The sequence below is a fragment of the Amycolatopsis sp. NPDC052450 genome (genome assembly GCF_044547565.1).
In the GTDB taxonomy this organism is placed as follows: Bacteria; Actinomycetota; Actinomycetes; order Mycobacteriales; family Pseudonocardiaceae; genus Amycolatopsis.
The window spans coordinates 214,584-229,475 of sequence record NZ_JBIUAQ010000006.1 but is presented as its reverse complement, the minus strand read 5'-3'; the positions used below and the strand labels follow the sequence as shown (position 1 = coordinate 229,475).

Here is a 14,892-nt window from a genome sequence, read left to right as displayed (position 1 = left end):
GTTCCATGAGCACGACATCGACCACGTACGGCGCTCGCGACCACGCCCGCGCCCAGGCGGGCACGGTGACCGAAGCGATGCCCGCCATCCCCGCGTCCACCTGGCCGGACCCGCCGCCCGGGATCGACCCGGCGAAGCTGGTCTGGGCCGAGACCGTCGCCGGCGGCGGCTACACCCACAAGGTCCTCGCCCGCGGCACCGAACTGCGGCTGACCGACGTCGAGGGCGACGCCTGCGCGCATCTGCTGCTGTTCAACGCCGACCAGCCCTGGGAGCGGCTGAACGTCGCGGACACGGTGAAGGTCCAGTGGAACGCCTACCTCGGTGAGGCGATCGCGCTGCTTTCGGATCAGGCGCGGGTGCTCGCGACCGTCGTCACCGACGAGAGCGGCAAGCACGACGCCCTCTGCGGAACGTCCACTGTGGACGGCAGAACGCTGTTCACCCTCGCCGCGGCCAAACACGGCCTCACGCCGCGCGATCTCCCGCCGAGCCTGTCCTTCTTCCAAGGCGTCCGCGTGGAGGCCGGCGGCGGACTGACGTTCACCGGTTCGGCCGGTCCGGGCAAATCCGTGGTCCTGCGCACGGAGCTCCCCGTCGTCGTCCTGATCGCCAACGTGGCGCATCCGCTCGATCCGCGCACGGACTACCCAGTCACGCCGCTGCGCGTCCTCGCGCAGCGCTCCGCGCCGTCCACTCCGGACAGTCCTGAATGGACCGCGTCGCCCGAGGCCCAGCGCGCCTTCGAGAACACCGCCGACTACCTCACCGCAAGGGGCCTCGCATGACGATCATCTCCGACACCGAGGTCGCCGCGCGGGCGCCGTATTCCACCGTGCTCCGCGAAGGTGAGACGCTCGCGATCATCGATCTCGGCGGCAACCAGGCCGTCGACTTCCTCTGCTACGACGCCGCCGACACGGCGAAGAGATACAGCGCGGCCGCCACGATCGCCGCGCAGCGCAACATCTTCCTCACCACCGGCAGCGTGCTGCGCACCGGCGAGGGCGCGCCGCTGCTGACCGTCGTCGAGGACACCTGCGGGCGGCACGACACGATCGGCGGCGCCTGCAGCAAGGAGTCGAACAGCCTCCGCTACGGCCAGCACACGCGATACCAGCACGCCTGCGTCGAGAACTTCCTGACCGAAGGCGCCAAATGGGGCCTCGGCAAACGGGATCTGGTCAGCAACGTCAACTGGTACATGAACGTGCCGGTCGAACAGGACGGCACGCTCGGCATCGTCGACGGCATCTCGGCGCCCGGCATGGAAGTCAAGCTGCGTGCCGAGACCGACGTCCTGGTCCTGGTGTCGAACTGCCCGCAGATCAACAACCCGTGCAACGGCTTTGACCCGACGCCGGTCCGGATGATCGTCACCGGCGGTGCCGGGTGAAGCTGCTCGTCGCCAACCGGGGGGAAATCGCGGTCCGGGTCATCCGGACCGCCAGGGAGATGGGCATTCCGACGGTCGCCGTCCATTCCGACGCCGACCGTACGGCCGCGCACGTACGGCTTGCCGACGAAGCCGTCCGTCTCGGCCCGGCACCGGCGAGGGAGAGTTACCTCCTCGCCGACGCCATCATCGAAGCCGCGTTGAAGACCGGGGCGGACACGATCCACCCCGGTTACGGCTTCCTGTCCGAAGACGCCGCTTTCGCCAGAGCGGCGGAAGCGGCGGGGATCCGGTTCGCCGGACCCACCGCGGACCAGCTCGAAGTGTTCGGCAGCAAGCACACCGCGCGGCTGAAGGCCGTCGAGGCCGGTGTCCCGATGCTGCCCGGCACCGGGCTGCTGGACACCCTGGCCGACGCAGAAGCGGCGGCCGCCGAGATCGGCTATCCCGTGATGCTCAAGGCGACCGGCGGTGGCGGTGGGATCGGCATGCGTGCCTGCGTGTCCGCCGAGGAACTGCGGGACGCCTGGGAAGCGGTGCAGAGCATCGCGGCCAAGAGCTTCTCGACCTCAGGCGTGTTCCTCGAACAGCTGGTGACCCGCGCGCGGCACGTCGAGGTCCAGGTGTTCGGCGACGGCGCGGGTAAGGTGCTGGCGCTGGGCACGCGGGACTGCACCCTGCAGCGGCGCAACCAGAAGGTGCTCGAAGAGTGCCCCGCGCCGGGCTTGCCTGAAGCGGTGCGGGAGAAACTGGTCTCCGCGGCCGTCGACCTGTGCGCATCGGTGCGCTACCGGTCGGCCGGGACGGTCGAGTTCATCTACGACCCGCGGCGGGAAGTGGCCGCGTTCCTGGAAGTGAACACGCGGCTTCAGGTCGAACACCCGGTCACCGAGGCGGTGTACGGGATCGACCTCGTCGAGTGGATGCTCCGGCTCGCCGACGGCGACACCGGAATGTTCACGACCACGCCGGCGCCGCGCGGGCACGCGGTCGAAGCGCGGGTCTACGCCGAGGATCCGGCCGCCGGGCACCGGCCGAGCGCGGGTCTGCTGACCCGCGCCGACTTCCCCGACGGCGTCCGGGTCGACACCTGGGTCGAGGCCGGGGCGAACGTGACGACGCATTACGACCCCTTGCTCGCCAAGGTGATCACCGTCGGCGCGGACCGGGAGGAGGCGCTGGGCGCGTTGGGCGAGGCGCTCCGCGAGAGCCGGGTGGACGGCGTCCGGACGAACCTCGGCCAGTTGCGCGCGGTCGCCGCCGATCAGCGGCTGCGCGAGGTCACGCACGACACCGCGACACTCGACACGATCACCGATCCCGAACCGCGGATCGAGGTCCTGCGGGGCGGCACGATGACCACCGTCCAGGACTGGCCGGGACGGCTGGGGTTCTGGCACGTGGGTGTCCCGCCGAGCGGGCCGATGGACGATTTGTCACTGCGCCTTGGCAACCGCGCGCTCGGCAATCCCGAAGGCGCGGCGGGCTTGGAGTGCACCGTAGACGGTGTCTCGCTGAAGTTCACCGACGCCGCAATCGTTTGCGTCACGGGATCGCCGTCGCCGGTGTCCCTTGACGGCTCGCCTGTTCCACAGTGGACTCCGCTCGAAGTCCCCGCGGGCGGCGTACTCGACGTCGGCGCCGGCACCGCCGGGCTCCGCGCGTACGTGCTCGTCCGCGGCGGGATCGACGTGCCGGACTTCCTGGGCAGCGCGGCGACGTTCACCCTGGGCGGCTTCGGCGGGCACGGCGGGCGCGCGCTGGCGACCGGTGACGTGCTCTCCCCCGGTCCGGAGCCGGAGAACGCCGTCACCGGAGCGGTTCCCGAAGGCGATCGCCCCGTCTTCACGACGCACTGGGAGATCGGCGCGTCCGAGGGACCACACGCCGCACCGGAGTTCTTCACCCCGGACGACGTCGAAACGTTCTACGCCACCGGCTGGGAGGTCCACTTCAACTCCGCGCGAACCGGCGTCCGGCTCGTCGGGCCCCGGCCACGCTGGGCACGGGAAGACGGCGGAGAGGCGGGCCTGCACCCGTCGAACATCCACGACACGCCGTACGCGATCGGCGCCGTCGACTACACCGGCGACCTGCCGATCCTGCTGGGACCGGACGGGCCGAGCCTCGGCGGGTTCGTCTGCCCGGCGACCGTGGTGACCGGGCAGCGCTGGAAACTCGGCCAGCTGCGGCCGGGCGACACCGTACGATTCGTGCCGATCACCACCGAGCATGCCTCTTCCTTGCGGGACACGCCCCACACCGCGGTCGAGGCGAGCCGGAAACCGATCGACGACGGCGGCATCCTCGGCCGTCTGTCCACATCGGACGAAAACCCCGAAGTCACCTACCGGCGCAGCGGCGACGACAACCTGCTGATCGAGTACGGGCCGATGAAACTCGACCTGGCCCTGCGGATGCGGGTCCACGCCCTGGCCGATCGGCTGGCCAAGGAAGGTCTCGACGGTGTCGTGGACCTGACCCCGGGCATCCGCTCGCTGCAGGTCCACGTCGACCCGGACGTGCTGCCGGTGCCGAAACTGCTCGGGCTCGTCCAGGAGGTGGAGCACGATCTGCCGCGCACCGCCGATCTCGTCGTGCCGAGCCGGACCGTGCGGCTGCCGTTGTCGTGGGACGACCCGGCGACACGCGAGGCGATCGAGCGGTACATGGCGGGCGTCCGCGACGACGCGCCGTGGTGCCCGTGGAACATCGAGTTCATCCGGCGGGTGAACGGTCTGTCCAGTGTGGACGACGTCTATCGCACGGTGTTCGACGCGGAATACCTGGTGCTCGGCCTCGGCGACGTCTACCTCGGCGCGCCGGTGGCCACTCCGCTGGATCCGCGGCACCGGCTGGTCACCACGAAGTACAACCCGGCCCGCACCTGGACCGCGGAGAACTCGGTCGGCATCGGCGGCTCGTACCTGTGCATCTACGGGATGGAAGGCCCCGGCGGGTACCAGTTCGTCGGGCGGACCGTGCAGGTGTGGAGCGGCTGGCGGCAACGCGGGTCGTTCGAACCGGGTTCGCCGTGGCTGCTGCGGTTCTTCGACCGGATCTCGTGGTACCCGGTGACCGCCGAGGAACTGCTCGACCTTCGGGCTCAGAGTTCGGCGGGGGAACTGGAACTCGACATCACCGACGGCGAGTTCGCGCTGGCCGGCCACGAACGGTTCCTTGCCGACAACGCCGCCGACATCGCGTCGTTCCGGGCGAAGCAGAGCGCGGCGTTCGAGGCGGAGCGGCAGGCATGGGCGGCGGCGGGCGAATTCGACCCGCGCCCCGAGCTTGTCGGCGTGAAGGTCCCGACCACGAAGGTCGAGGCCCCGCCCGGCGGACACGTCGTCGAGGCACCGTTCGCCGCGACCGTGTGGCGGGTGGACGTCGAACCCGGCAAGAAGGTCGACCCGGCGGAGACGCTGGTGATCCTCGAAGCGATGAAGACCGAGGCGCGGATCCCCGCGCCCGCCGCCGGGGAGGTCGTCGAGGTGCTCGTCTCCCCCGGCGATCAGGTCGCCCCCGGCACGCCGCTGGTGGTACTGGGAAGGAGCGCGGGATGAGTGTGCTGGAACGGGTGCGCGCCGCGTACCACCGGATCGCGCGGGCCGACCGGCCCGAGATCTGGATCGACCTGCGTCCCGAGTCGGACGTGCTCGCCGACGCGGAAAAACTGGAAGCCCGTCGTGCGGCGGGGGAACCCTTGCCGCTGTACGGAAAACTGGCCGCGGTCAAGGGCAACATCGACGTCGCCGGGCTGCCGACGACGGCGGCGTGCCCCGAGTACGCCTACCTGCCCGCCGAGGACGCGCCCGTGGTGGCGCGGCTGCGGGCGGCCGGGGCGCTGATCCTCGGCACGACCAATCTGGACCAGTTCGCGACCGGGCTGGCCGGCACGCGCAGTCCGCACGGGGCGGTCCGGAACGCGATCGATCCGGCCTACGTTTCGGGCGGGTCGAGTTCGGGGTCGGCGGTCGCGGTGGCGCTCGGCATCGCGGATCTCGCGCTCGGCACCGACACCGCCGGATCCGGGCGGGTCCCGGCGGCGTTCAACGGGATCGTCGGGCTGAAGCCGACGCGGGGACTGCTGCCGACGACCGGTGTCGTGCCCGCGTGCGCGAGCATCGATTGCGTGACGCTGTTCGCGCGGACGGTCGACGAGGCTTCGGCGGCCTTCGCGTGTCTCAGCGAGCCGCGGGATCTTCCGGTGGTCCACCGTCCTTTGCGGATCGGTGTGCCGGACGCTCTCGGTCCCCTTCAGGAAGGGTGGGCGGACGCGTTCTCCGCGGCGGCTCACGAGTTCCGTGACGCGGGAGCCGAGCTGGTCACTGTCGACATATCGGCGTTTCTCGACGCGGCGCGTCTGCTGTACGAAGGCGCCTTCGTGGCCGAGCGCTATTCCGCGGTCGGCGAGTTCATCGACGCCCACCCGGCTGCCGTCGATCCGTCCGTGCGGCAGATCATCGGTGCGGCGAAGGACATCCCGGCGCACCGGTTGTTCTCCGACTTGGCCGCGCTCGACGGTCTTTCGCGTGCGGCGTCGGCCGTGTTGTCCACTGTGGACTGCCTGCTGCTGCCCACGACGACCGGGCACCCGACGATCGCCGAGGTCGAGGCCGACCCGCTGGGTGTGAACGCCGGACTGGGCCGGTTCACGAACTCGACGAACCTGCTGGGCCTGTCGTCGCTCGCCGTGCCCGCCGGCACCGTCGGCGGGCTGCCGTTCGGGGTGATGCTGGTCGGCCCCGCGTACGCCGACCGGATCCTCGCCGACGTCGCCCGGCTGGTGCCGCGAAGGACACGGATCGCCGTCGTCGGCGCCCATCTGCGCGGGCAGCCGCTGAACCACGAACTGACCTCGCGGGGCGCCCGGTTCGTTTTCTCCGGATCGACGGCGGCCGAGTACCGGCTCTACGCGCTGGACACCGTGCCGCCCAAACCCGGTCTCGTCCGGGTCGCCTCGGGTGGCGAACCGATCGAGGCCGAGGTGTGGGACCTGCCGTTGAGCGGCTTCGGCGAGTTCGTGGCGGGCGTTCCCGCGCCGCTGGCGATCGGGAAGGTGCGGCTGGCCGACGGGAGCGAGGTGTCCGGGTTCGTCTGCGAACCGGTGGCCGTGGAGGGCGCCGAGGACATCACCGGCTACGGCGGGTGGCTCGGATACCTGAGCCGCTGAGTCACGTCGTGAGTGGCGTTTCGGGTTCTATTGAGGGGTACGGCAAAGGTGGCGTGGTCGTGGGGTGGGGCCGGTGGTGAGGTGAAGGCGTCCTTCGTCGCGTCCGATGCGGTGAAGGACGCCTTCACCTCTGGGTCTTTGGTTATTGAGGGGTAAGGCAAAGTCGGGAGGTTGCGAAAGCCACTTTCGCGACGCCTGGCGTCGCGAAAGTGGCTTTCGCGGCACGGTCGCCCACGGCCCGCGAGCGAATCCCCGCGACCCGACACCTTTGCCGTACCCCTCGATACCCGAAACGCCGCTCACGACCTCCCACCAGTCGTTTTCCGATTCGGTTGGCCTTCCGGGCGGTTCTGGGAACAACCTCACAAACCGTGGCGCCCCGCCGGACACTGGGTAGCTTCGGGGTGGTGCCGACCACCTCTCCCTCCAGCCGCCGGACCGCGATCAGTGTGCTCGTGGCGCTGGGTCTCGTCGGGGCCACGATGGTGACGCTGGGAGCCACCGGCGTGGCCGTCAAGACGGTGAACGGGCACCCGCTCGCGATCCTCGAAGAGGTCCCCGGCCCGGAGAGCGGGCCGACGTGCGCCGTCGACAAGCGTTATGTCGACGAGGACACCTTCGGTATGCGTCCGGACGTGATCGAAGCGTGGAACGCCATGCGTGCCAAGGCCAAGGCACAGAACATCACGCTCTGCGTGAACGACGGCAAGCGCAGCCGGGCCCAGCAGCAGCGCGAGTTCGACAAGGCCGTCGAGCGGTTCGGCTCCGTGGAGCAGGCCAAGAAGTGGGCGCTGCAACCGGAGACGTCCATGCACGTCAAAGGAATCGCCGTCGACATCCAGCCGCTGAACTCGGCCGCGTGGGTGGACAAGAACGGTGGCGCCCTCGGCTGGTGCCGCCGCTACGACAACGAGAAGTGGCACTTCGAGTACGACCCGACCTACAAGACCGGCGGTTGCCCCGCCCTGCTCCCCAGCGCCACCGGCAACTAACGCGTAACTCGCGTGATCGGGCGCGTAACTCGCGTGTTCGAAGGCGTAACTCCTCCAATCACGCGAGTTACGTCTTCAATCACGCGAGTCGCGCCTCCAGACACGCGAGTTACGCGTCCGATCACGTGAGGGTTTCGGCCACGTACTTCGCGGCCTCGGCGAGCAGCGCCTGGTCGTACGGTGCGTCCTTGGCCGCCTTGCTGGACATGATCGCCAGCACGATCGGCGCTTTGGCCGGCGGCCATACGACGGCGATGTCGTTCAACGTGCCGTAGGCGCCCGTCCCGGTCTTGTCGGCCACGGTCCAGCCGGACGGCAGGCCCGCCCGGATCCGGTCGGCGCCGGTGGCGTTGCGCTGGAGCAGGTCGCGGAGGAAGTCGCGTTTGTCGGCCGTCAGCGTGTCGCCCAGCACGATCTCGCGGTAGTCGGCGGCGAAAGCGCGCGGAGTCGTGGTGTCGCGAAGGTCGCCCGGGGTGGCCTCGGTGATGGCCGGTTCGACCCGGTCCATCCGCGTGACGGTGTCGCCGAGACTGCGCGTGAACGCCGTCAGCGCGGCGGGACCGCCGAGGTCCCGCAGCAGCAGGTTGCCCGCGGTGCCGTCGCTGAACCGGACGGCGGCGTCGCACAGCTGGCGGATCGTCATGCCCGTGGCCACGTGCTGTCCGGTGACCGGGGCGTGTTTCATCAGGTCATCCCGGGAGTAGCTGACCCGGGTTTCCAGATGCGACAACGGGTTGCGCTGCAGGACGGCGGCCGCCGCGACGCCTTTGAACGTCGAGCAGAACGCGAACCGCTCGTCCGCGCGATGTTCGACCGTGCCGCCGCCTTCGGTGTCGAGCGCGTACACGCCGAGCCTGGCGTCGAACTTCTTCTCCAGCTCCATCAACCGGTCGTGGAACTGCCGGGAAGGTGAAGGCGGGGGCGGCGGAGGAGGGGCCGAAGGGCTCGGAGGCGGCGTCCCGCGAGTGCAGGCGGCCAGCTGCACCAGGACCGCCATCCCCAGCAACGCGCGACGGGTGACGGCCGGCCCCGGCGATGTCATCGTGATCCCTCCCCCTGATCACGTCGAACATAGCAACTTCCCCACCGCCCCCGGATCGGCCAAGCGGCCGAGGCGGGTGACCCCGGGAGTGTGCCTTCCCCCACTCGACCGGGCCACCATCCTGGTTACCGACGGGTAACCGGGGCTAGGGTGCGGTCAGGACTACCTCTACTTCAGGAGCATTCGTGGCCGCAGGAGCAACACCGCTCGCGCCGAACGCGCGGTCGGTACGCAATGTCGCCTTCGTCGAAGGGGTGCGAACGCCCTTCGGCAAGGCAGGCGAAAAGGGGATGTACGCCGGCACTCGTGCCGACGACCTCGTCGTCAACGCCATCCGTGAACTGCTGCGGCGGCATCCCGAGCTGCCGCCCGAACGCGTCGACGAGGTGGCGATCGCCGCCACCACCCAGATCGGGGACCAGGGCCTGACCATCGGCCGCACCGCCGCGCTGCTGGCGGGCCTGCCCAAGTCGGTGCCCGGCTTCGCGCTGGACCGCATGTGCGCGGGCGCGATGACCGCGGTCACCACCACCGCGAGCGGCATCGGCTTCGGCGCGTACGACATCGCCATCGCCGGCGGCGTCGAGCATATGGGCCGCCACCCGATGGGCGAGGGCGTCGACCCGAACCCGCGCATCATCGCCGACAAGCTCGTCGACCCGACGGCGCTGGTCATGGGCCAGACCGCGGAGAACCTGCACGACCGGTTCCCCGAGATCACCAAGCAGCGCACCGACGCCTTCGCCGCGCGCAGCCAGGAGAAGTACGCCGAGGCCGTGAAGACCGGCAAGATCGGACCCGAGCTGGTCCCGGTCGCGACCCGTTCGAAGGAACTCGGCTGGGGTCTCGCGACCGAAGACGAGCCGCCGCGTCCGGGCACCACCGTCGAGCAGCTCGCCGGGCTGAAGACGCCGTTCCGTCCGCACGGCCGGATCACCGCGGGCAACGCGGCCGGTCTCAACGACGGCGCCACCGCGGCCCTGCTCGCCGACGAGGACACCGCCCGCGAACTCGGCCTTCCGATCGGCATGCGCCTGGTGGGCTACTCCTTCGCCGGGGTCGAGCCGGAGGTCATGGGCATCGGCCCGGTGCCCGCCACCGAGAAGCTGTTCAAGCGCACCGGTCTGTCGATCGACGACATCGGCCTGTTCGAGATCAACGAGGCGTTCGCCGTCCAGGTGCTCGCTTTCCTCGACCACTTCGGCATCGCCGACGACGACCCCCGCGTCAACCAGTGGGGTGGCGCGATCGCCTGCGGTCACCCGCTCGCCTCGTCCGGTGTCCGGCTGATGACGCAGCTTTCGCGCCAGTTCGCCGAGCGCCCCGACGTGCGCTACGGCCTGACCACCATGTGCATCGGTATCGGCATGGGCGGCACGGTCATCTGGGAGAACCCGGCCTTTGAGGGGGCGAAGTAATGACTTTCACCGCTGAGCAGGCGAAAGCCGCCTTCCCCGACGAGGTCGTCACGAACGCGGTCACGCGTCTGGTGAAGGTGCCCGGCCTCGACAAGCCGGTCGCGCTGATCACCCTGGACAACGGCCACGACCACACCCGGCCGAACACCTTCGGCCCGCAGGGCCTGGTGAGCCTCAACGCCGCGATCGACACCGCCTTCGCCGCGGAGCCCGCCGCGATCGCGGTCACCGGCAAGCCGTTCATCTTCGCCGTCGGCGCCGACCTTTCCGGTGTCGAAGCGGTCGCGGATCCGGCGCTGGCCCGGGAGATCGCGCAGACCGGGCACGACGTGTTCCGGCGCCTCACCGAGACCGAGATCCCGACGTTCGGGTTCGTCAACGGCGCGGTGATGGGCGGTGGGCTCGAACTCGCGCTCTCCTGCCACTACCGCACGCTTTCGGAGAACACCGCCGCGATCGCGTTCCCCGAGGTCTTCCTCGGCCTGTTCCCGGGCTGGGGCGGCACGCAGCTGCTGCCGAACCTGATCGGCCCGGACGCCGCGGTCACCGTGATCATCGAGAACGCGCTGGCGCAGAACAAGATGCTCAAGGTCGCGCAGGCGGCGGAGCTCGGCATCGTCGACGAGGTCTTCGGTTCGGCCGACTACCTCGAGCAGTCCCTGTTGTGGCTGGCGAAGGTCGTCAACGGCGAGATCACCCCCGCCCGCCGCGAGATCGACCGCGGCGCGGGCTGGGACGCCGCGATCGCCCGCGCCAAGGCCATTGTGGACGGACGCACCAAGGGTGCCTCGCCCGGCGCGACCAAGGCCGTCGAGCTGCTGGAGCTGGCCCGCGAGAACGATCTGGACCGCGGCTACGCGGCCGAGACCGACGGGCTCGCCGAACTGCTCATGGACGACACGCTGCGTGCCGGGCTGTACTCGTTCAACCTGGTCAACAAGCGGGCCAAGCGGCCGGCGGGCGCGCCGGACAAGTCGCTGGCGCGCAAGGTGAACAAGGTCGGCATCGTCGGCGCGGGCCTGATGGCCAGCCAGATGGCGCTGCTGTTCGTCCGCCGCCTCAAGGTGCCGGTGGTGCTCACCGACGTCGACCAGGAACGCGTCGACAAGGGTGTGTCCTATGTGCACGGTGAGATCGACAAACTGCTGGCCAAGAAGCGGGTTTCGCCGGACGGCGCGAACCGGCTGAAGGCACTCGTCACCGGCTCGCTCGACAAGGCCGCTTTCGCCGACGCCGACTTCGTGATCGAAGCGGTGTTCGAGGAACTGGGCGTCAAGCAGAAGGTCTTCGCCGACCTGGAGCAGTACGTCTCCCCCGAGGCGATCCTGGCGACGAACACCTCGTCGCTGTCGATCACCGCGATGGCGTCGCAGCTCAAGCATCCGGAACGCGTGGTCGGGTTCCACTTCTTCAACCCGGTCGCGGTGATGCCGCTGCTGGAGATCGTCCGCGCGGAGAAGACCGACGACGCCGCGCTGGCGACGGCGTTCGCGCTTGGCAAGCAGCTCAAGAAGTCGAGCGTGCTGGTCAAGGACGCGTCCGCGTTCGTGGTCAACCGGCTGCTGCTGCGATTCCTCGGCGAGGTGCTGGTGACCGTCGACGAGGGCACGCCGTTCGAGGTCGCGGACAAGGCGCTCGAGCCGCTCGGCCTGCCGATGACGCCGCTGACGCTGATGCAGCTGGTCGGCCCGGCGATCGCCCTGCACGTCGGGGAGACCCTGCACGAGGCGTTCCCGGACCGGTTCACCGTCAGCGAAAACCTCGACCGCTTCGTCAAAGCGGGCAAGAAGGGCGTCTGGCAGTGGGATGACAAGGGCAACGCCACCGTCGATCCCGAGGTGGCCGAACTCTGGCAGCGCGGCGACTCGCCGTCGACCTCCGAGCAGGTGCGTGACCGCGCGCTGGCGGCGATCGCCGAGGAGATCCGGATCATGCTCGACGAGGGCGTGGTCGCCGAGGCGCAGGACATCGACCTGTGCCTGATCCTCGGCGCGGGCTGGCCGTTCTGGCTGGGCGGCATCACGCCGTACCTGGACCGGGCCGGGGTGTCCGAGAAGGTCAACGGCAAGCCGTTCCTGGCTCCGGGCGTGGCGAGCGTTCCGCTCTCCTGACCTCCGCGAAGGCCACCGTCGGCGATCTTTTGATCGCAGGCGGTGGCTTTTTGCGTTTCTCGTGGATTTCGTGGCGAACAACCGCGTTTTCATGAACACTTAGCGTCTGTTCGAAAAGCTCGCCTCCCCGGCCATCCCCCGGGGAGGCGAGCTGCGTACCGCGACGGCGACGATCGTCACACGGCGCCGCGCGTTGGCCGTCCGGTCACCGCCCGTTCAGCGAAGCTCTTTAGCGTGCCGCCGGTGAACAGCGAAAAGCCCGGCGTCGACCGCCGCGGATTCCTCAAGCGTGCGGGCCTCGTGTCCGCGGCGGCCGCGGGTGCGCCGCTCGCCGCCACCACCCCGGCGGAAGCCCTCGACCTCGATCTCGACATCGATGTCAACCTGCTCTTCGGCCGCGACCGCTACCGGTGGCTGGTGGGCGACCACCACATCCACACACAGTATTCCTACGACGCGATGTACACAGTGGACGGAATCGCCGACGCCGCGCGCCGGCACGGGGCGGACTGGGCGGTGATCACCGATCACGGCCACGCCGCGCACGAGAAGTCGTCGGTGGAGCGGACGAACGCCGCGATCCGGGCGGCACAGCGCGAGCACCGCGATCTCCTGCTGTGGCAAGGCATGGAGTGGAACGTGCCGGGCGCCGAGCACGCGACGCTGTTCTTCCAGGCGGGCGCGGACCAGGCCGCGAAACTGCGTGAGTTCGAGCGTGCCTTCGACTGGCGGCTCACCGGGACCGAGACGGGCACGCCGGACAACGAGGCACTGGCGGTCAAGGCGATCCGCTGGCTCGCCGCCGAAGAGCGGGCCCGCCGGATCCACGCGCCGGTGGTGGTGATCAACCATCCGCTGCGCAACGGCCGGATCGCCCCGCACGAGATCCGGGCGCTGCGCGACGCCGCGCCCGGCATCGTCATCGGCATGGAAGGCGCGCCGGGCGCGCAGGCCGACGGCTTCCCGAAACCGCTCGGGAGCGGCGGTGGCGCGCGCGGCGGTTACGGCAACTCCCCCGGCGCGAACTCGTGGCCAGGCTTCCCCGAAACGGCCTACCGCACCTACGGCGGCTTCGACTGGAGCACCGCGACCGTCGGCGGGCTGTGGGATTCGCTGCTGGCCGAAGGAAAGCCGTGGTGGATCACCAGCAACTCCGACTCGCACTACAACCGCGGCGACACCCACGTCCGGCCCGGCGTCCCGGACGGGTACTACGACGAGCACGGCGCCTACCCGGACCCGATCGACACCGGCGTCCCGCAGACCCTGCCCCCGTACGCGGACTTCGCGCCCGCCGAGTTCAGCCGGACCGTCGTCGGCGTGTCCCGCCGAAGCCACGAAGGTGTGCTGGAAGGCCTGCGTGCGGGACGTGTCTGGGTAGTGCACGGCGGGCTCGCGCAAGAACTGGAGTTCGGCGCATACAGCGGCTGGAGCTCGGCGACGATGGGCGGCAGGCTGCGGGTCCGGCGCGGCTCCGATGTCACGGTCGTCGTCTCGGCGAAACTGGCGGCCCGGCCGAACGGCGGCGGCGCGATCCCCCGGCTCGCGCGGCTCGACCTCGTTTCGGGACCGGTGACCGGCCCGGCCGCCGACCGGGACGCGCAGACCGCTCCGGGCACGCGGGTCGTGCGGTCCTTCGAACCGGGGTGGGCGCCGGGGCGGCGGGTGGCCTTCCGGCACACGTTCCGCAACGTGCGCGAGCCGTTCTTCGTGCGGACGCGCGGCACGGACGGCAAGAAGCACGTGCCCGGCGGGATCGAACCGAGCGCCGACGTGATCGGGCGGTCGAACCCGTTCGAAGACCTGTGGCTGTACGGGAACCCGATCTTCGTGGACGTGCGCTAGCCATTTCGGGATGTCATGAAAGGGTCGTTCAGGACATTTTTTGTCCTGAACGACCCTTTCATGACACTTGCCGAACCCTAGGCGCCGAGCGTGTCCGGATCCGGTCCCAGCCGCTTCCCCTGCTCCAGCGTCGCGATCGCGGCGCCGTCGTGCGCGTCGAGGGCGAAGTCGAAGACGTCCATGTTCTCCTTGATCCGTTCCGGCGTGACGGATTTCGGGATCACCAGGTGGTTCATCTCGATATGCCAGCGCAGGACGACCTGCGCCGGGGTCTTGCCGTGCTTCTCCGCGATCGTGGTGATCTTCTCATCGGCGAGCAGCTCTCCGCCGCGCGCCAGCGGGCCCCACGCCTCGGTGAGGATCTCGTGCTTCTCGTGGAAGTTCCGGAGCAGCGGCTGCTGCAGCCACGGGTGGCATTCGATCTGGTTCACCGCGGGGACCGTTCCGGTCTCCTCGATCAGCCGCTCCAGATGCGGGATTTGGAAGTTCGAGACGCCGATCGCCTTCGCCCGGCCGTCCGAGGCGATCTTTTCCAGCGCCCGCCACGTTTCCACGTATTTGTCCTGCGACGGCAGCGGCCAGTGGATGAGATACAGATCGACGTACTCGAGACCGAGTTCGCTCAGGCTGGTGTCGAAGGCACGCAACGCCGAGTCGTAGCCGTGCTCGGTGTTCCACAGTTTCGTGGTGACGAACAGTTCCTCGCGGGGCAGCCCGCTGGTGCGGACGGCCTCGCCGACGCCGCGTTCGTTGGCGTACAGGGTCGCCGTGTCGATGGCGCGGTAGCCCGCCTCGATGGCGGTGCGGACCGCGCCGACGACCTCGTCGTCGCCGATCTTATACACCCCGAACCCGAGCTGGGGAAGGGACGTTCCGTTGTTCAGCCTCATGCTGGGGACCATCCTTGAACCGTAA

At 69.7% G+C, this 14,892-nt stretch carries 10 protein-coding genes; 8 read left to right on the top strand and 2 right to left on the bottom strand.

Features of this window, described 5'->3' with window-relative positions; all coding sequences use genetic code 11:
- Window positions 1-5: 5 nt before the first annotated feature.
- The 5 genes from ACIHAO_RS13465 to ACIHAO_RS13445 all read left to right on the top strand — a co-directional run bounded on the left by ACIHAO_RS13465 (window position 6) and on the right by ACIHAO_RS13445 (window position 7,561).
- Window positions 6-788 (top strand): DUF1989 domain-containing protein, encoded by a 783-nt coding sequence (locus ACIHAO_RS13465; RefSeq protein ID WP_396557521.1) that lies wholly within the window; start codon window positions 6-8, stop codon window positions 786-788.
- Window positions 785-1,396, top strand: a complete 612-nt coding sequence (locus ACIHAO_RS13460) for an urea amidolyase associated protein UAAP2 (RefSeq protein ID WP_396557519.1) — start codon at window positions 785-787, stop codon at window positions 1,394-1,396. Before ACIHAO_RS13465 ends, ACIHAO_RS13460 begins: the two co-directional genes overlap by 4 nt.
- Window positions 1,393-4,959, top strand: a complete 3,567-nt coding sequence (uca, locus tag ACIHAO_RS13455) for an urea carboxylase (RefSeq protein ID WP_396557517.1) — start codon at window positions 1,393-1,395, stop codon at window positions 4,957-4,959. The genes ACIHAO_RS13460 and uca overlap by 4 nt, the downstream gene beginning before the upstream one ends.
- Window positions 4,956-6,569 (top strand): allophanate hydrolase, encoded by a 1,614-nt coding sequence (locus ACIHAO_RS13450; RefSeq protein WP_396557515.1) that lies wholly within the window; start codon window positions 4,956-4,958, stop codon window positions 6,567-6,569. Before uca ends, ACIHAO_RS13450 begins: the two co-directional genes overlap by 4 nt.
- A 404-nt stretch (window positions 6,570-6,973) precedes the next feature.
- On the top strand, window positions 6,974-7,561 hold the full coding sequence (locus tag ACIHAO_RS13445) for a D-alanyl-D-alanine carboxypeptidase family protein (RefSeq protein WP_396557704.1): 588 nt from the start codon (window positions 6,974-6,976) through the stop codon (window positions 7,559-7,561).
- 121 nt (window positions 7,562-7,682) lie between these two features.
- Here ACIHAO_RS13445 and bla read toward each other — a convergent pair whose 3' ends face one another.
- Complete coding sequence (gene bla / locus ACIHAO_RS13440) at window positions 7,683-8,603, bottom strand: class A beta-lactamase (protein WP_396557513.1); 921 nt, start codon at window positions 8,601-8,603, stop codon at window positions 7,683-7,685.
- A 185-nt stretch (window positions 8,604-8,788) separates the two neighbouring features.
- On the opposite strand from bla, the gene ACIHAO_RS13435 reads away from it, so the two are divergent.
- The 3 genes from ACIHAO_RS13435 to ACIHAO_RS13425 all read left to right on the top strand — a co-directional run bounded on the left by ACIHAO_RS13435 (window position 8,789) and on the right by ACIHAO_RS13425 (window position 13,977).
- Complete coding sequence (locus ACIHAO_RS13435) at window positions 8,789-10,021, top strand: thiolase family protein (protein WP_340683236.1); 1,233 nt, start codon at window positions 8,789-8,791, stop codon at window positions 10,019-10,021.
- Complete coding sequence (locus ACIHAO_RS13430; protein ID WP_396557510.1) at window positions 10,021-12,132, top strand: 3-hydroxyacyl-CoA dehydrogenase NAD-binding domain-containing protein; 2,112 nt, start codon at window positions 10,021-10,023, stop codon at window positions 12,130-12,132. Before ACIHAO_RS13435 ends, ACIHAO_RS13430 begins: the two co-directional genes overlap by 1 nt.
- Before the next feature lie 243 nt (window positions 12,133-12,375).
- A complete protein-coding gene (locus ACIHAO_RS13425; protein WP_396557508.1) occupies window positions 12,376-13,977 on the top strand; it encodes a PHP domain-containing protein in 1,602 nt (533 codons plus the stop codon).
- A gap of 77 nt (window positions 13,978-14,054) precedes the next feature.
- Here ACIHAO_RS13425 and ACIHAO_RS13420 read toward each other — a convergent pair whose 3' ends face one another.
- Window positions 14,055-14,879 (bottom strand): aldo/keto reductase, encoded by an 825-nt coding sequence (locus ACIHAO_RS13420; RefSeq protein WP_396557506.1) that lies wholly within the window; start codon window positions 14,877-14,879, stop codon window positions 14,055-14,057.
- Window positions 14,880-14,892 lie beyond the last annotated feature (13 nt).

Bases quoted from the DNA above. Each gene is read 5' to 3' on its own strand.
- ACIHAO_RS13465 (WP_396557521.1), top strand. From the start codon at position 6: ATGAGCACGACATCGACCACGTACGGCGCTCGCGACCACGCCCGCGCC.
- ACIHAO_RS13460 (WP_396557519.1), top strand. From the start codon at position 785: ATGACGATCATCTCCGACACCGAGGTCGCCGCGCGGGCGCCGTATTCC.
- ACIHAO_RS13450 (WP_396557515.1), top strand. From the start codon at position 4,956: ATGAGTGTGCTGGAACGGGTGCGCGCCGCGTACCACCGGATCGCGCGG.
- bla (WP_396557513.1), bottom strand. From the start codon at position 8,603: ATGACATCGCCGGGGCCGGCCGTCACCCGTCGCGCGTTGCTGGGGATG.
- ACIHAO_RS13430 (WP_396557510.1), top strand. From the start codon at position 10,021: ATGACTTTCACCGCTGAGCAGGCGAAAGCCGCCTTCCCCGACGAGGTC.
- ACIHAO_RS13420 (WP_396557506.1), bottom strand. From the start codon at position 14,879: ATGGTCCCCAGCATGAGGCTGAACAACGGAACGTCCCTTCCCCAGCTC.